The sequence below is a fragment of the Pyrinomonas methylaliphatogenes genome (genome assembly GCF_000820845.2).
Taxonomy (GTDB): domain Bacteria; phylum Acidobacteriota; class Blastocatellia; order Pyrinomonadales; family Pyrinomonadaceae; genus Pyrinomonas; species Pyrinomonas methylaliphatogenes.
The window spans coordinates 668,443-685,486 of record NZ_CBXV010000008.1; the positions used below are offsets into that span (position 1 = coordinate 668,443).

Annotated in this window: 13 protein-coding genes; 11 read left to right on the forward strand and 2 right to left on the reverse strand. The window is 60.0% G+C overall.

Annotated features, from left to right (window positions below; translation table 11 throughout):
* The first annotated feature begins 59 nt into the window (after positions 1-59).
* Entirely contained in the window at positions 60-1,580 is a 1,521-nt protein-coding gene (gene argH / locus PYK22_RS14115) for an argininosuccinate lyase (RefSeq protein WP_060635699.1), read from the forward strand.
* 55 nt (positions 1,581-1,635) lie between these two features.
* Here the strand turns inward: argH and PYK22_RS17665 are convergent, their stop codons facing one another.
* The gene (locus tag PYK22_RS17665) at positions 1,636-1,812 is read right to left on the reverse strand and encodes a hypothetical protein (RefSeq protein WP_157770899.1); all 177 of its coding nucleotides are present in this window, start codon (positions 1,810-1,812) and stop codon (positions 1,636-1,638) included.
* A gap of 119 nt (positions 1,813-1,931) precedes the next feature.
* Here PYK22_RS17665 and PYK22_RS14120 point away from each other — a divergent pair, with 119 nt between their 5' ends.
* From PYK22_RS14120 to PYK22_RS16975, 10 genes are all read left to right on the forward strand, one after another.
* Positions 1,932-3,653 (forward strand): TonB-dependent receptor, encoded by a 1,722-nt coding sequence (locus PYK22_RS14120; protein ID WP_083437875.1) that lies wholly within the window; start codon positions 1,932-1,934, stop codon positions 3,651-3,653.
* 325 nt (positions 3,654-3,978) lie between these two features.
* The gene (locus PYK22_RS14125; RefSeq protein WP_060635700.1) at positions 3,979-6,909 is read left to right on the forward strand and encodes an ATP-binding protein; all 2,931 of its coding nucleotides are present in this window, start codon (positions 3,979-3,981) and stop codon (positions 6,907-6,909) included.
* Positions 6,910-7,212: 303 nt separating this feature from the next.
* The gene (gene lpdA, locus PYK22_RS14130) at positions 7,213-8,616 is read left to right on the forward strand and encodes a dihydrolipoyl dehydrogenase (protein ID WP_041979124.1); all 1,404 of its coding nucleotides are present in this window, start codon (positions 7,213-7,215) and stop codon (positions 8,614-8,616) included.
* A gap of 102 nt (positions 8,617-8,718) precedes the next feature.
* A complete protein-coding gene (locus tag PYK22_RS14135) occupies positions 8,719-10,008 on the forward strand; it encodes a thiamine pyrophosphate-dependent dehydrogenase E1 component subunit alpha (protein WP_211197719.1) in 1,290 nt (429 codons plus the stop codon).
* Between the two features lie 7 nt (positions 10,009-10,015).
* Positions 10,016-10,219, forward strand: a complete 204-nt coding sequence (locus PYK22_RS17805) for a hypothetical protein (RefSeq protein WP_041978275.1) — start codon at positions 10,016-10,018, stop codon at positions 10,217-10,219.
* 67 nt (positions 10,220-10,286) lie between these two features.
* Positions 10,287-11,315, forward strand: coding sequence for an alpha-ketoacid dehydrogenase subunit beta (locus tag PYK22_RS14145; protein WP_041978278.1), 1,029 nt, complete (start codon positions 10,287-10,289; stop codon positions 11,313-11,315).
* A 174-nt stretch (positions 11,316-11,489) separates the two neighbouring features.
* Entirely contained in the window at positions 11,490-12,911 is a 1,422-nt protein-coding gene (gene sucB / locus PYK22_RS14150) for a 2-oxoglutarate dehydrogenase, E2 component, dihydrolipoamide succinyltransferase (protein WP_041978280.1), read from the forward strand.
* Between the two features lie 284 nt (positions 12,912-13,195).
* Positions 13,196-13,543: a carboxypeptidase-like regulatory domain-containing protein gene (locus PYK22_RS14155; protein ID WP_157770900.1), complete on the forward strand. Its 348-nt coding sequence runs from the start codon at positions 13,196-13,198 to the stop codon at positions 13,541-13,543.
* A 226-nt stretch (positions 13,544-13,769) separates the two neighbouring features.
* Positions 13,770-14,849: an OmpA family protein gene (locus PYK22_RS14160; protein WP_041978284.1), complete on the forward strand. Its 1,080-nt coding sequence runs from the start codon at positions 13,770-13,772 to the stop codon at positions 14,847-14,849.
* 135 nt (positions 14,850-14,984) lie between these two features.
* Entirely contained in the window at positions 14,985-16,001 is a 1,017-nt protein-coding gene (locus PYK22_RS16975; RefSeq protein WP_083437877.1) for a VWA domain-containing protein, read from the forward strand.
* A 6-nt stretch (positions 16,002-16,007) separates the two neighbouring features.
* On the opposite strand, the gene PYK22_RS14170 is transcribed toward PYK22_RS16975, so the two are convergent.
* Positions 16,008-16,823, reverse strand: coding sequence for a serine hydrolase (locus PYK22_RS14170; protein WP_041978287.1), 816 nt, complete (start codon positions 16,821-16,823; stop codon positions 16,008-16,010).
* Between the last annotated feature and the right edge of the window lie 221 nt (positions 16,824-17,044).

Sequence of the window (17,044 nt, forward strand, 5' to 3'; positions counted from 1 at the left end):
TCACCGGACGGGAGAGCTGAATCGCTGAAGGGCAAGATTTCTTGAAGAGGAGTGGTCCAGTGGAACAGAAGGAGAGATTCCCGGCGCCCGCTTACGCGGAGAACGTGCTGGCGGAGATTTTCGAGGATGCCAAGCGGCTTTTCCTCGATGCCTTGATCGAGGTTGACATCGCCCACGCGGTGATGCTCGCAGAACGCGGCATCATCTCGCGCGAAGATGCCTGCCAGATCTTGCGTGCGCTCGAAGGGATGAATCGCGATGAGATACTCGCCGCGCGATACGATGGAAGCTGCGAAGACCTTTTCTTCTACTTGCAACAACGGCTCAGCGAAAAGTGCGGCGAAGAGACAGCCGGGCGTTTGCACACGGCGCGCAGCCGCAACGACATAGACGTGACGATCTATCGCATGAGGCTCAGGCGCGATCTTCTCGCTCTGATCCGCGCGGTGATGGATCTGCGCTGCGCTTTGCTCGATCAAGCGGCGCTTCATCATGAGACGACCATCCCGGCCTACACGCACACGCAACCGGCTCAACCGACGACGCTGGCGCACTACCTGCTGGCGATGGCGGAAGTTTTGAGCCGCGACGTCGCGCGGCTGCAACGCGCTTTCGAGAACGCGAACCTTTCGCCGCTCGGCGCCTGCGCCATCACGACCACGGGTTTCGACATCGATCGCGCGCGCACGGCCGAGTTGCTCGGCTTCGAAGGGGTCGCCGAAAACTCTTACGCGGCGATCAGCGCCGTCGATTACCTGACGGAAGCGATGGGCGCCGTCGCGGTGGCGATGGTCAACGTGGGAAGGTTCGCGCAGGACTTCTTGCTGATGGCGACGCGCGAGTTCGGTTTCTTGCGGCTTTCCGATGGCTACGTGCAGATTTCGAGCATCATGCCGCAGAAGCGCAACCCGGTCGCGCTCGAACACGTGCGCGCCTTGGCAAGCTGCGCGCTCGCCGAAGCGCAAGGCGCGTTCACGGTGGTCCACAATACGCCGTTTGGCGATGTGAACGATGCCGAGGATGATCTTCAACCGCTCATCTGGCGCGCGCTCCACGATGCGCGGCGCGCGACGGCTGTCTTTGCGGCGGCCATTTCACACGCTCAATTCGACATTGAGCGTTTGCGCGAACGCGCCGCCGAGGATTTCATTACGGTGACGGAGTTGGCCGATGCCATCGTGCGTCGGGAAGGATTGCCGTTCCGCGTGGCGCATCAAATCGTTGCCTCTTTCGTTCGCCGAACGCAGGGCGTCATCGCGACCATTCAGACTTCGGGCGAGAGCTTGCACGCTGATCTTTTAGCGCAAGCGGCTCATAAGCTTTTGCAGGAGACGGCGCGCGAGATCTTAGGGCGCACGCTCAGCCTGTCACCTGAAGAGACGCGGCGCGCGTTGGATCCGCTAAACTTCGTGCGCGTGCGCGGTGTAATGGGCGGTCCCTCTCCAGAAGAGACGCGACGCATATTGCAAGCATCGCGCGCGCGCGCGGAGCTGGATGAAGGATGGTATCGGAAACGCACCGAGCTGATGACGACCTACCCGGAGAAGTTACGCGAAGCGACGCGGGCGTTAGGATGCTGACGAAACGTTCTGATTGAGCGAATGTTGATCGCGAGTCATGCATTTAGCCTTGATCCTACGATGCTGACGAGACGTTCTGATTGAGCGAATGGTTGACCGTCTGTTGCTCAACCAATCGCTTTGACATGATGTTGACGAAACATTCTGATCGAGCGAACGCGCTGATGGTCGAGTCAGCGCTTTGAGAGAGCTCTTTGGCGGGCCAATCGGCGAATCCCGATATGCTTGACACCTTTTTCCGCCTTGGCGGAAAATAACCTCATCGTGACTCCGACCGAACGACGGCAGTTCAGACCTCGCTGTGTTGTTGCTGATGGGGCGTTTCCGAACGCGCCAGGAGGGGACGAAAAGATGAGGAGAAGTCGATTGCCCTTTAGTGCCGCGGCAATACTCAGCGCGCTTCTGCTATGTCTCTCCCCGGCACATGAAATAGCGAGTCGCAATCGCCCGCTTGGGATCATCGCCGGATCGGTGTGCGATGATCGGGGCAGGCCCTTGGCTGGCGCGCTCATCGTCCTGTTGCGTGAAGGTGCCGAGACGGTCGTCCAAAAAACGCGCAGCTCATCCGATGGGACGTTCCGCTTGCGCGTATTGCCGGGACGCTATATTTTGCGCGCCATTGCTGACGGATTCAATGAGGCGCGCTTCGCTTCCGTGGAGATTTCGCCATCCTCCGAGTTGATCTATCGTTTCAATCTCGAACCGGTTGGCTCCAATCGCACGCTGCCTGAACGGCGCGCCGATCGGAATGAGCCCAAATGGCGCCTCCGATTGGCAAACGGTCGGCGCTCGATCTTCAATCTCGAAGAGGGGCAGTCGACAAAGGTCCAGGTCGCGGAAGGTGAGGGAGAGCCGCGCGAGGGTCTGCGAAAAGAGGGGCGGACCACCAGCGGGGTCGTCGAGACATACTATGCGGCTTCAGATGCGCCGTTTACGCCCGGCTTCCCCGGCCTGAACTTCGCCATGGCGACGCCGGTCGCTCAAGATGTCGCGCTGATCCTCGTCGGACAGGTCGCGCCCGGCGCCGGAGCGCGATTCGAAGCGACCGCGCGCAAGCGCGTCGATCATCATCTGGTGAGCGTCGGTTTGGGCGGCGCGCAGGCCAAGGCGATCTCAGCCGATGATGAGGGGGCGAAGGCGAAAGGTGAGGCCATCGGTCAACTCTCGGTACGGGCCGTGGATGAGTGGCTGGTGCGCGACGGGATCGTCGTCGTGCTTGGCCTCGATTATTCGCACTTTGCTGGAGCGGGCGGTCTGAATGTCTTCGCTCCGCGAGTGGGCTTGCAGTTCGATGCCAATTCGCGCACGCGAATTCACGCTGCCTATGCTCCGGCGGAAAGGGAGGCGCAAACTGCCGCTCCGCTCGAAGGGGGCGCGACTAGTTTCAAGAGGTTTGAGGCGCAACCGGTCGCGCTGGTCGATGGGCGGGCCGTCGTCGAGCGCAGTCGCCGTTTCGAAGTCGGCCTTGAGCGCGTTCTCGACGAGCGATCGAGGATTGAGGCGACCGCTTTCTTCGATACGGTGGATGGCCGCGGCCTCGGTTTGATGGGCGTGCCGATCGCTGCTTTCGCCAATGAAGCGGGCGCGGAACTGATCCGCATCGCCAATCAGCAGGGCGCGGCGCGCGGAATGCGCGTCATTTACACGCGCCGCATCAGTCATGCCTTGAGCGCATCGGCTGGATATTCGTTTGGGCAAGGGCAAGAGCTTGCTGCGGAAGGTTTAACGAACCCGGAGAAGCTCTTCCGCCCGGGGTTCTTCCAAACGCTCGCCGCGCAACTCGATGCCGATTTAGGACGCGGGACTTGCGTGCGGACGGTCTTCCGGTTCTCGCCGCGCGCGACGGTCTTCGCCATCGATCCTTTTGCCGGAAGGCTCGCCGTTTACGATCCATCGCTCAGCATCCTCGTGACGCAGGAGCTCCCAACCTTCGGCTTGCCCGTGCGTGCCGAAGCGGTGCTCGACGCGCGAAACGTGCTGAACGTGTTGCCGAGCGCGGATGATGGCGAAACGGTCATCTTTCTCAGTTCGCTGCCGCGTTCGGTGCGGGGTGGAATCTCGATCAGATTTTGATTCTAAGTTTTGGCAGAAGATGGTTCGGAGCGGCCCGCCCTCTCATGCGCGGGCTTTTCCGTTTACGGGCGCAGTGACAGCGAAAGAAGCCCATCCAAGATTTCGGATGGCATCCGAGATTTTGGATGCGCTTCGCTCGAATCCACGGCTGAGAGGCCATATGTCGGATTAAGTGAGGCATAAGTTTTTCGTCAAAGTTTCGGCAAAAGAGCTATTTACGCGCTGGGCCCGAGGTGCCTTGGGCGCCTCGGGGCGGGAGCTTTTTAAGGTTTCGGGTGAATGGAACGGCATTTGCTCCCGAGAAAGCGGGGCTTAACCTGAGAGGATGAAGAATCCGGTGCTGGCAACGCGAACTTGGGTGCTTTTGATGACGGCGGCGGTGCTGTTCGCCGCTGGTGCGCTCAATTTCGCGCAGCGCCTGACGCACGATCTGCCGCCGACCGATGGCGTCCAGTGGGAGGAGACGAATAAAGGGATCATCGCGCGGGCCGTCGCGCCGGGGTCGGTTGGCGAGCGCGCAGGCATTTTGCCCGGAGATCATCTGATCGCCATCGCCTTCGATGACCTGCGTTATGAAGCGATAGATTCGGCATCGAACATCTCGATCTATCTTGAGCAAGCGGGGGTCGGCGGCAATCTCCACTATTTGATCGAACGCCCGTCATTTCCGCCCGAAACGCGCTTCTATTACGCGGATCTTTACGGGCTGGACCAGATAGAGCGCTGGACGGCGCGCGATCTGATCATTCAAGCCGTTGGCCTCGTCTATCTCTTTGTTGGGCTATTCGTGCTTTTTAAGCAAGGCGGGCGCGCGCCTTTCGTCTCGCACTTCGTTTCGCTCTGTTTGACGGCCTTCGTCTTCCATTTCTACAAGCCGATCGGGACTTACGAGGATTTGGATCTGGCGATCGCGTTTCTCGACACTTCCGCGCTGATCCTCTTCGCTCCGCTCTTCCTTCACTTTTGCGCGATCTATCCGGTTCGACGGCATCTCATCGCGCGAAGGCGCTGGTTAGCTGGATTGCTTTATGTCCCGGCGTTTGCGCTCATCGGGTTCGCAGCGCTCGTTCACTTCGTTCCGACGTCACGGTTTAAGGTTCCTGAGGATTGGGTTGGTGGCCTGTACTGGGTGTCATTTGCCCTTTTCTGGCTGGCGCTCGTCGCCGGCGCGGCGATCTTGGTGCGTCGATTCCTCAGGAGCGAGAACGCCATCGTTCGCCAGCAGCTTAAGTGGATCGTTTGGGGATCGGCGCTGGCCATCCTTCCGTTCACGCTCTTTTATGCGATGGCTTATCTGCTGGAGGGCGTGGTGGCGGAGAATTGGCTTACGGACCTCGCGCTCATCCCGCTCGCGCTCATTCCGCTCACCTTCGGCAATTCAGTCGTCCGCTATCGTTTGATGGATGTCGATATCGTCGTCCGGCGCGCTGCCGTTTATGCGCTGACGACGCTGGCGATCGCGCTCATGATCGGCGCAGTGGTTTACACGGCGGGACTTTACGCCATCGGGAGCGAAGACCTGCAACCCGGAATGGTCACGCTGCGCTTTGTCGTCGCTGTGATGGCGATGGCGGTCATCGTGATGACGGCGGCTCCGATCAAAAACTATTTGCAGGAGAAGACGGACCGGCTCTTCTACGGTGAGCGATATGATTTGAGAAACAGCCTGCTCGATTTCGGACGGACGCTTTCAGCGACCACCGCGCTCGATCCGCTGCTCGATGCGCTGATCAACCGTTTGCAGCAAGTTCTCGGCGTCGAGCGCATCGCCATCTTCATCGAAGACGCGCATGAGCCTGCCGGTTACAGGCTCGCCCGCGCCGTCGGCCTCAGCGGAGAGATCTCTTTGCCGGCGGATTTCCGTGAAGCGCTCCGCGTCCATTCAGCGAAGACCGGGATCGTGCGCGCCGATGATCTCGAGATCGTCCCGGAAACCGAAGGCGCGATCCGGCGTCCGCTGCACTACTACGTTCCGTGCACGGTGCGCGATGCGATGGTCGCCGTGATCGGGCTGGGCCGCTCGGCGCATGGCGCGCTGCTTTCGTCGGAAGATCTGGAGATTTTGCGCACCGTTTCGGGCTACGTCGCCGTCGCCATCGAGAACAGTTTGCTCTATCAGGAGCAGAAGAAGCGCGCGGCGGAACTCGAACAGCTCAAAGAGTTCAACGAATCGATCGTCGAATCGGTCAACATCGGTCTTCTCGCCGTCGATCTCGAAGGGCGCATCACGCGCTGCAACTCAGCCCTTGAGGAGATGTTGCAGGTTGAGCGTGAGCGAATCATCGGTCGCCGGGTCGAAGAGCTTTTCGATGAGAACTTCGCCGAGACGCTCGACGAGCTTCTCGGCAGCACGGGCTGGAACCTGATCGAACTGCGCCACAAGTATAAGCTGCGCGTCGCGACGCGCGACGGTCGCGCACTGGTCCTAAACATCGCTTTGGCCCCGCTGCAACGCGCCGACGTTTACGGCAACACGGGGACGCTCGTCGTACTCGAAGACGTGACGGCGCGCACGCAGCTTGAAGAGCAGTTGCAACAGGCGGAGAAGCTCTCTTCCATCGGTCTGTTGGCAGCGGGCGTCGCGCATGAGATCAACACGCCGCTCACTGGGATATCGAGCTACACGCAGATGCTTCTGGGGATGATACCGCCGACCGATCCGAAACACGGGCTGCTCGAGAAGATCCATCGCCAAGCGGAACGAGCCGCCGGCATCGTCAACAACCTGTTGAACTTCTCGCGCACGGGCAGCGCGACCGAATTCGGCCCCGTCGATATCCACCGCGTGCTTGACGACACGTTGCAATTGCTTGAGCCGCAGCTTCGCAAAGGGCAGATCGAGATCGAGCGGCGTTATCAAGATGGCTTACCGCCCGTTTGGGGCAACGCCGGAAAGTTGCAGCAAGTCTTTACTAATCTCCTCTTGAACGCGCGCGATGCCATCATCGGTGGAGGGCGCATCACGTTGACGACGAGCGAAGAGGATGGCGTCGTCTCCATCGAAGTCGCTGACACGGGCATCGGCATTGCGCCCGAGGATCTGCCGCGCATTTACGACCCGTTCTTCACGACTAAAGGCGTCGGCGTGGGCACCGGACTGGGGCTGGCTGTCACTTATGGCATCGTGCAAGAGCATGCCGGACGCATCAGCGTCGAGTCCGCCGTCGGGCGCGGCACGACCTTCCACATCATCCTACCGAAAGCCGAGACGCGCATGACCGAAAAGCGCACCAGGCTGCAAGCCGTCGGCGATTGATCCGCGAAATTTCAAATAGGCTACACGAACGAACGGGCCTCATCACAACCACAAGGCGCGTTGAGCCGATGACCAGCAAAAGGCGCGTTTAATCACATCGGGCAAGATTCAATTGCAGCTAGATCGGCGCTTGATTGGATGAAAAGGGCGGGAAGCATTATAATGCCATGCTTTCCGTCGGGTGATGAAAATACGGGTGGAGGGGGCTGGCCATTACGCTCGATCTATAGTTTGAGTCCTTTTCCGCTTTTCATCACCGATTCCATGTCGAAATCAACAAAGCAATCATGAGAGGGAGTGGAAGTGGCGACAGAACAGTTTGATGTGACGATCATCGGAAGCGGTCCCGGAGGATACGTGGCCGCGATTCGCGCGGCGCAGTTAGGTCTGCGCACGGCCATCGTCGAAAAGGACAAACGCTTGGGTGGCACCTGCACGCTGCGCGGCTGCATCCCGACCAAGCAACTGCTTCAATCGGCATATATCTACGAGAAGATGAAGCATGCCGCCGAGTTCGGCATTCTCGCCTCCAACGTCGGTTACGATTTCAGCCAAGTTCAAAAGCGCAAAGAGCAGGTCGTCACCAAGAACTCCAAAGGAATAGAGTTCTTGATGAAGAAGAACAAGATCACCGTCTTCAAGGGCACCGGACGGTTGAACCTTCCCGGTCGCGTCGAGGTCACCGGCGAAGACGGCAAAAAGGAGACCGTTCACACCAAGAACATCGTCATCGCGACGGGTTCGGTCGTCCGGCCCATACCCGGCTTTGAGACCGATGGCGACCGCGTCATCAACAGCGACCAGATACTCGAATTGAAAGAGGTCCCGAAATCGCTGATCGTGATGGGCGCCGGAGCCGTCGGCGTCGAATTCGCTTCGATCTTCTCGCGCTTCGGATGCGAAACGACCATCGTCGAGATCATGCCGCGGCTGCTGCCGCTCGAAGACGAAGAGATCTCGAACGAATTGGCGCGCGCGTTCCGCAAGCGCGGCATCAAGTTACAGCTCGATACCAAGCTCGACGGCGTGGAACGCACCAAGACGGGCGTGATCGTGACGGGCAAAACATCCAAGGGCGAACCCGTGAAGATCGAGGCGGAGAAGCTCCTCGTCGCCGTCGGTCGTATGCCTTACACGGAAGGGCTTGGATTAGAAGGGACCAAGATCAAGGTCGAACGCGGGGCGATTCAAGTTGACGAGTATCTGCGCACGGGCGAGCCGAACGTGTATGCCATCGGCGACGTCATCCCGACGCCGTGGCTTGCGCATCTCGCTTCCAAAGAGGGGATCCTCGCCGTCGAGCAGATCGCCGGCAAGCAGGTCCAGCCGATCAACCTGCGGCTCGTCCCATCGTGCACCTACTGCGATCCGGAGGTCGGATCGGTCGGGTTGACGGAGCAAAAGGCGCGCGAACTTGGGTACGATGTCAAGGTTGGCAAGTTCCCGTTCACGGCTTCAGGCAAGGCGCGCATCCTCGGCGAGGATGAAGGCTTCGTCAAGATCGTCAGCGAATCGAAGTACGATGAGATCCTGGGCGTCCACATCATCGGCCCGCACGCGACCGAGTTGATCGCCGAAGCGTGCGTGGCGATGCAGCTCGAATCGACGGCGGAAGAGCTGGGCCGCACGATTCACGCGCATCCGACCGTTTCCGAATCGGTGATGGAGGCTGCCGAAGACGTGCACAAGCTGGCAATCCATTTCTAAGCTGGACCGGGCCCTGCGATGGCCAGAGGATCTGAACGGGCTCGAAGCGAAGGCCCTCTCTGGTCCAGCATCATCGGAATCCGGTCCGAAGTCTGAAGAGTCATGACAAACAAACGGGGATCGCGAGGCAAATCGACCAGAGCCAACGGAAAGAAGCGCACGTCGAACAGGACTGAAACGGCGCGGACCGCCGAGGTCGTAGACGCTGCGACCGTCGCGCTCGATGAAGCGGGGACTGGCGAAATCGCGCAGCGCGGCGGAAACGGCGCTTCGGCGACAAGCGTCGCCATGCAAACGACCGCCGGGCGCGATTCCGTTCATTTGGTTGAGATCGTCGAAGGCGTGCAGGCTCCGGCGATCGACGAAGGTTTGATCTGTTCGCTTGAGACCGGTTTGACGCGCGAGCAGATGCTGGAGCTTTACTACTACCTGAAGCTCACGCGACTGGTCGAAGAGCGGCTCGTCAACCTCTATCGCCAGAACAAAGTGATCGGCGGCGTCTATCGCTCATTGGGTCAAGAGGCGACCGCCGTCGGCACTTGCTACGCGCTCGAGCCGGGCGACTTCATCGCGCCGCTCATCAGGGATCTGGGCGCCGTGCTCACCAAGGGGATTCGCCCGCGTGCGATCTTCGCGCAGTACATGGCCAAAGCGTGGGGTCCATCCGAAGGGCGCGACCTGAACATCCACTTCGGCGACATGGAGCGCGGCTTCATCGGGCCGATCTCGCACTTGGGTGACATGATCCCGGTGATGACAGGCGTGCTCTTGGCCGCGCGCATGCAGCAGAAAAAGATCGTTGCCATCGCATACATCGGCGACGGCGGGATGAGCACCGGAGCTTTCCACGAAGGGTTGAATTTCGCCGCCGTACAACGCTTGCCGCTCATCGTCGTCGCCGAACATAACTGCTATGCGTATTCCACTCCGACGCACAAACAGACGGCGGTGAAGAATCTGGCGGACAAGGCGGCAGGCTACGGCATTCCCGGCTACATCGTCGACGGCAACGACATCATCGCTTGTTACGAAACAACGAAGCGCGCCGTTGACTTCGCCCGCTCCGGCGGCGGCGCCGTGTTGATCGAGGCGAAGACCTACCGGCGCAAAGGTCACGCCGAGCACGACGACCAACGCTACGTGCCGCGCGAAGAACTGGAGCTGTGGGAGAAGCGCGATCCAGTGGATCGTTACGAGCGACATCTCACCTCGCAAGGGATCGCGACGCGCGAAGAACTCGACCAGATCACGGCGCGCATCAAGCAGGAACTCGAAGAGGAGGTCGCGTGGGCTGAAAGCTCGCCGCTGCCGGAACCGGAACGAGCGGCGTATAATGTGTACGATAACTCCATCGTGCCGCCAGCTTTTCGGCCAAAGGTTTTGGAGCGATAGAACGACCATGCGAAAGCTGACCACAGCCCGCTTGAAGTGCGCTTCGCCAATCGCGCGGCGACGAGGCGCGCGCGCGTGTTGCCGGGGCGAAGCTGAGCCCTCGATGGGCGTCAGCTTGCTCGGAGAGATGAATCTCGTCGTCGAACCGAAAGAGCGGCGGTTGGTCGTCAACCCGAAGCATCCGTATGTGGCGCAGCACTATTTGAAGTAGCAACTCCGAGGCGAGCGAGAGGAGCTGAGCGGAAAAATCGGTCGAAATCGATCTGAAGATTCAAAGCATGGCAACAGCGTTCAAAAAAGAGCAGAAGGCGGAACGTCCGGCGCGCGGCGGCGTGGTTACATTCGTCGAAGCGATTCGCCAAGGCATCTGGGAAGAGATGGAACGCGATGAGCGCGTCTTCGTCATCGGCGAAGATGTCGGCGTCTATGGCGGCGCGTTCAAGGTGACGGATGGGCTGATCGATTACTTCGGCCCCGAGCGCGTGATCGATACGCCGATTTCGGAAGCGGCCATCGTCGGCGCGGCGTGCGGCGCGGCGCTGATGGGCATGCGCCCCGTGGCTGAATTCCAGTTCATCGACTTCATCTCGTGCGGCTTCGACATGCTGACCAACTTCGCGGCGAAGTGCCGCTACCGTTGGGGCGCGGGCATTCCGGCGGTCTTTCGCGGGCCGTGCGGCGCGGGCGTGCATGCTGGCCCGTTTCATTCGCAGAACGTCGAGTCCTTCTTCATGAACACGCCGGGGTTGAAGATGGTCGAACCATCGAACCCGTATGATGCGAAGGGGCTGATCAAAGCGGCGATCCGCGATCCCGATCCGGTGCTCTTCTTCGAGCATAAGAAGCTCTATCGGCTGCCGCGATTGCGGCAAGAGATACCCGAGGACGATTACATCGTCGAGATCGGGCGCGCACGGGTCGCGCGCGAAGGACACGATCTTTCGATCATCACCTTCGGCGCGCAGGTTCTGACGGCGCTTGATGCGGCGGAAGAGTTGGAGCGCGAAGGATTGGACATCGAGGTGATCGATCTGCGAACGCTGCTGCCGCTCGACCGAGAGACGATTCTGGCGAGCGTGCGCAAAACGAGTCGCGCTTTGATCCTGCACGAAGCGCCGCGCACGGGCGGCATCGGCGGCGAGATCGCCGGATTGATCGCCGAAGAAGCCTTCGAGTGGTTGGACGCGCCGGTTGTGCGTATTGGCGCGACGGATACGCCAGTGCCCTATTCGCCGCCGCTCGAAGAGTACCATCTGCCGCAGGTGAAGGATGTCGTGGACGCGGCGAGGAGGTTGGCCGCATACTAAGCGTCAGGTGCGGACGATGAGGGATCGACGAAATAGATTGAGCGAAAAACGCCGCGCGTTCGTTGCTTGCGATTTGAAGCGATCCTTCATCGATTCCGAGCGCAGGCTTTTGCGACAAGTTAACTTGCTGGAGCACCTGATGCCCAATACCGGAAACCCGTTGGGGAGAAACTTATGAGCACAGAAGTGGTGATGCCGCAGATGGGCGAATCCATCGCGGAAGGGACGATCACGAGATGGTTAAAGAAAGTCGGCGAGCGCGTCGAACGCGACGAGCCGCTGTTTGAGATCACGACCGATAAAGTCGATGCGGAGATCCCCGCGCCGACTGCCGGAACGCTCGTTGAAATCCGATTCAAAGAGGGCGATACCGTCCCTGTGGGAACGGTGGTGGCCGTCATCGGTGGCGAAGGCGCGGGCGTTTCCGCGCCGCAGGAGACACAAAAACCTGAGGCCGCCGCTGAAGGTGTGACTACGCAATCTGCGCGGACCGAGACCGCGACGGCTCCTGCGCCGCCTGCGCCACAGCCGCAGCCCAATGGTTCTGCGACGGCTGCGCAGCAACCACCTGCGGTTGAGAGCGGACCGGTCACCAGAGCGAGTCAAACGGTTGAAGAGCTGAGAAGGACGCGCTCGAGCCCGCTCGTGCGGAAGATCGCCCGCGAGCACGGGATCGATCTCGCGCAGATCGAAGGCACGGGGATGAGCGGGCGCGTCACAAAGAACGATATCCTGAGTTTCATCGAATCGGGTGGCGCAGCGGCCCAGAAAGCAGCGCCGGAGCAACAACCGACGCCAACTGCGCCGCAGCCCGAAGCGCCATCAGCGCAACCCGTCGCGCAGGCGCCGTCGATCATCGAACCCGTTCACGCTCCCGTGGTCCAGCCGGCGGAGGGCGATCGCGTCGAGCAGATGAGCGTCATGCGCAAGAAGATCGCCGAGCACATGATCCTTTCGAAACGGATCTCGGCGCACGTCACGACCGTCTATGAAATAGACATGACGCGCGTCGCGCGCTTGCGCGAACAACACAAACAATCGTTCCTCGAACGGCACGGGACGAAGCTCACCTTCATGCCGTTCATCTTTCAAGCGGTCATCAGCGCTATCCGCCGTTATCCGATCTTCAACGCGCAGGTGAGCGGCGATCAGATCATCTATAAACGCGACATCAACCTCGGCATGGCCGTCGCGCTCGATTGGGGATTGATCGTGCCCGTCATCAAACGGGCCGATGAACTGTCGATCGCGGGACTGGCTAAAGCGGCCAATGATCTTGCGGAAAGAGCGCGCGCCAAACAGCTCAAACCTGATGAAGTTCAGGGCGGAACTTTCACCATCACCAATCCAGGCGTCTTTGGCGGCCTGTTCGGCACGCCGATCATCAATCAGCCGCAAGTGGCCATCCTCGGCGTCGGCGTGATCGAGAAGCGGCCCAAGGTGATGACCAACGAGGAAGGCGACGACTACATCGCCATTCGCACGATGTCATATTTCGCCTTGAGCTTCGATCACCGCATCATCGATGGCGCGGATGCGGAACGCTTCCTCGGTCACATCAAACAGGTGCTCGAAGCTGGTCAGTTCTCGCTTTAAGCGAGATTCCGGAAGACTCCGACGTAATGGGGGCAAGCGCACCGTTGCCCCCATTAATTTTTCCCGCCGCGCAGGCGGGTGTTTCACCTCGCGCAATCGAAGCCTTTCACCTATTGTTGCGATCAGCTAGCGATTGAATGATAAGACGGCGAACCCCCTTGACGCGCCCTCACCTTGAGCTCAGAATCAGCATCGAACTCAAATGCACCGATGAATTGATGGCGCGAGAGCGTCGTCAACGAGGTTTAAGGAGCCTCGAAAAATATCGAACGCGGGAGGGGGAAATGAGAAGGATTCTCGGTACGTTGAGTTTGATGCTCATCTTCGCTTTAGCGAGCAGCCTGTTCGCTTCGGCCCAGACCGGCGCAACAGGGTCGCTTTCCGGAACGGTCACCGATGCACAGGGAGCGGCCGTTTCGGGGGCGACCGTCGTGGTGAAGAACAGCGCGACGAACGCTGAGTTCAATGCCACGACTTCAGAGAAAGGCGATTTCAACGTGGCCTCGCTTCCGGCTGGCACTTACACTGTGACCGTCACCGCACCCGGATTCAAGCAAGCCGTCGTGCGCGACGTGAAGGTGGAGACGGGTCAGTCGGCGAGCGTCAAAGTCGTGTTGGAGAAGGAAGGCTGAAGGCCCTCTTGTGGGAATGATCCCAAGAGAGCCCTGGGCGCATCAAAAAGAGCGACTGCTGTTGGCGTTCGGCATCGAACGTCAACGGCGGTCAGTTAAAAGCCAGTGGATGTGACAGATCGAGGTATAATGAGCCTGAAGGAGAGACTAGGATCCACGGCGATCTCGGCGAGAATGGATCTTGTGATCCCTTGAGGTCGAATTCCAGAAGACGGGAGTTGAGAATATGAAGACCAAGTTGACGATCCTGCGAGCGGTTCTCTTCGCCATGACGCTCATCGTCGCTCCAGCGGCGTTAGCGCAGAGCGCACAAGATGCTGGCACGCAAACGGCCCCTGCTGCAGGAGCTTCCGTGCGTTCCGTCGCCAACGGCCAGAAGATGAAGATCAAAGGCGTGGTCGTGCGCCGCAACGGCGACAATTTCGTCGTGCGTGATGCGAACGGCGTAGACACGGTCGTGCGTTTGACGGATCGCACGAGCGTGAAGGAGCGCAAGAGCAATCCGTTCCGTCGCGCCAAGAACTATGCGATGACTGACATCCTGCCCGGCCTTAACCTTGAGGTTGAAGGGCGCGGCGACACGACCGGGCAGCTCGTGGCTGAGAAGGTGCAATTCTCCGATGACGAACTGCGCGTGGCGCGCGCGCTCGAAGCGCGGGTGACGCCAGTTGAATCGCGCGTCAGTTCAACCGAGTCGCGCTTGTCGCAGGTCGAGCAGAACGCGCAACGCCTCTCTGGCCAGCTCGAAGAGCTGGCGGCGATCTCAAATGCAGCGCGCGGCGGTGCGGTAGCTGCGCAGGCGACGGCCGATGCCGCCGTCGCCGGAGTGCGTGCGACTAACGAGCGAATCTCCGCGCTCGATGATTACGTCCCACAGCAGGTTCTGACGGTCAACTTCCGCGTCGGGAGCGCGGTGCTTTCGCCGCAGGCTAAAGCGCAGTTGGACCAACTGGCGCAACAGGCTCAGCAGGCGAAAGGGTATATGATCGAAGTCACCGGCTTTGCCGACGCAACGGGCAGTCCGGAGTTCAATCGCCGTCTCAGCCAGCGTCGAGCTGATGCGGTCGTGCGCTATCTGGTCGAGATTCACAAGATACCGCTGCGCCGCATCATCACGCCCTATGGCTTCGGCGAGTCGCAGCCCGTTGCCGATAACACGACGCGCGAGGGGCGAGCGCGCAATCGTCGCGTCGAAGTGAGGCTGCTCGTCAGTCGAGGGCTGACGCAACCGGCGCCGGAGATGAACGTGCCCCCAGCGCCAACAACGACAACCAGGATGACCGGGAGCAACAATCCGGGCTTGTAAGGACGAGCTCAATTGTGCCAACCTTTTCGCGCGCCGCGCGATGGTGGACTTCTTGGGTTGGCACCCGGTAAGAAGGCGCGCTGAACGTGCAGCTCAGAGCGGGGGCGCGCCTTTCTTCTTGGCCTTGATGCGAAGATGATTCGATTCGAACAGAGGGTTACGGATCGTTGGTGTTTCGGGCGGACCTTGTTATGCTCTCTGGTGCTGGTTATCTCTTTTTGTACGATCTCAATCGCGCAAGGCGGTTCGCCGCCCAACACGCCGCGCCAGACTCAGCAGCGATCGACAAAGAGCGATGAGGATGAGGAGGTCGTTCGCATCAGCTCCAAACTGGTCGTCGTCCCCGTCTCCGTGACGAACGCGAAAGGCGATCCAGTGCTCGGCTTGACGATGAAAGATTTCATCATCGAGGAAGAAGGGCGTCGCCAGGAGATAGCGCAGATCGGCGATCCCGATCAAGTGCCTATTGAACTCGCGCTTCTGCTCGATGTTTCGGGAAGCGTCAAAGCGAAATTCGATTTCGAGAAGGAGGCCGCCGCTCGTTTTCTACGTGAGGTTCTCAAACAGAACGATCGCGCCACGATCTTCGCTATAGATGAGGAGCCCAGGCGTATTCAGGAGCGGACAGCAGCCGAAGAAGCGGCACAAAAAGTTCTATCAATCGAACCGGCCAATAAAGCGACGGCTTTCTACGATACGATCGCGGAGGCGGCGAGATATCTTGAGCGTTCGACGCCGGCGCGCCATCGCCGCGTCATCGTCGTCATCTCGGACGGCGAGGATAATCATAGCGAAGAGTACAAGAGCGCGGCGGCAGCGCTCGCTGAAGTGCAGCGCGCCGATGCTGTCTTCTACGCTATCAACCCGAGCGGTCAATCGATCTGGCTCAATAAGATCAGCACGCGCGGTCAGGAGGGGATGGTACAGATCGCGCAAGCGACGGGCGGAACGACTTTCCTCCCAAACCTGCTCGAAGATCTCGAACCGGCCTTCCGCCAAATAGCCGCCGAGCTGCGCTCACAATATCTGCTGCAATATTACTCATCGGTCGAAGCGCCCGAAGGGACTTTCCGTCGCATCGCCGTGCGCGTTGCGGCGCGTCCTGATCTGCGCGTGCGCGCGCGCCAAGGTTACTATGTGACGAGCCATTGACGTGCGTCATTTGCTCAAACCATCAACCAGAAGCGAGGCGAGCCGCGAGATAAGAAGTAGCCCCGGATTGTCTACGCTCCAGATGATCTCCGGCATGTCGTCGCACGTAATCGCCATCGCGATGCGACCGCGCGGCGTATAGACGATGCCGACGTCGCTGCGCAAGCGATCGAGCGCGCCGGTCTTGTTGGCCACTTCGACGCCGCGTAGCGCGCGCGGGATCCCGTCGCGATATTGCTGGCGCTTCATGATGGCCAACATCTCGCGAGAAGCTTCAGTGTTGACGACCTCGCCGCGCTCGAGCTTTTCCAAAAGCGCGACCATCTCGCGCGGCGTGCTCACGCCGAGGCCGAAACGTTTGTTTTCAGGGATCATTCCGGCGCGACTCTCGCCGCCGCCGCCGACCTTCCGCAACACGCGCGTCTGTTTCAACCCGAGCTGGTCCATCCGATCGTTCACCGCATCCGTCGTGATTTGATCGAGAATAAGATTGGTCGCCGTGTTGTCGCTAAGGATGATCATCAAGCGCACGGCGTCGCGCAATGTGAGGCGCAATCCGTCGGAAAGCTCAAGCAGGATGCCGGAGCCGGAGACCTTCTTCGCTTCCGTCAGGACCAACTCATCATCCCATTTCGCTTTGCCCTCAGCGACGCGCGCGAAGACTTCGACCATGATCGGAACCTTGATCGTGCTCGCCGTGCGCACGCGGTCGTCGGCGCCGAATCCGTAGCTCGCTCCCGTATCGAGATTCTTCGCAAAAAGACTGACATGCCCCTTGAACTTGGAGATCTCAGCGCGGACGCGCTGGTCCAGCGCCTTCATCTTGTCATCCCGCGATGAAGGCGCCTGTGCTGCGATTGAGATCGAGGCAAAACACAGAAGGCAGAATGCGCATATCGAAAGCCCGTATGACCTCATGGTCGTCTCGTCCCCTTGTGGCTAAGGTGTGGAGGAACAAGACGGCATTTAACCTGAATGGGTCGGTCGTCCGCAAGCGCGAGAGGGCGAGGGCGAATTTTAAGCTGCGCTCGAGCCATTGCCGC

Bases quoted from the DNA above. Each gene is read 5' to 3' on its own strand.
- PYK22_RS14135 (WP_211197719.1), top strand. From the start codon at position 8,719: ATGACAAACAAACGGGGATCGCGAGGCAAATCGACCAGAGCCAACGGA.
- PYK22_RS14120 (WP_083437875.1), top strand. From the start codon at position 1,932: ATGAGGAGAAGTCGATTGCCCTTTAGTGCCGCGGCAATACTCAGCGCG.
- sucB (WP_041978280.1), top strand. From the start codon at position 11,490: ATGAGCACAGAAGTGGTGATGCCGCAGATGGGCGAATCCATCGCGGAA.
- PYK22_RS17805 (WP_041978275.1), top strand. From the start codon at position 10,016: ATGCGAAAGCTGACCACAGCCCGCTTGAAGTGCGCTTCGCCAATCGCG.
- PYK22_RS16975 (WP_083437877.1), top strand. From the start codon at position 14,985: ATGATTCGATTCGAACAGAGGGTTACGGATCGTTGGTGTTTCGGGCGG.
- PYK22_RS14155 (WP_157770900.1), top strand. From the start codon at position 13,196: ATGAGAAGGATTCTCGGTACGTTGAGTTTGATGCTCATCTTCGCTTTA.
- PYK22_RS14170 (WP_041978287.1), bottom strand. From the start codon at position 16,823: ATGAAGGCGCTGGACCAGCGCGTCCGCGCTGAGATCTCCAAGTTCAAG.
- PYK22_RS14125 (WP_060635700.1), top strand. From the start codon at position 3,979: ATGAAGAATCCGGTGCTGGCAACGCGAACTTGGGTGCTTTTGATGACG.
- PYK22_RS14160 (WP_041978284.1), top strand. From the start codon at position 13,770: ATGAAGACCAAGTTGACGATCCTGCGAGCGGTTCTCTTCGCCATGACG.
- PYK22_RS14145 (WP_041978278.1), top strand. From the start codon at position 10,287: ATGGCAACAGCGTTCAAAAAAGAGCAGAAGGCGGAACGTCCGGCGCGC.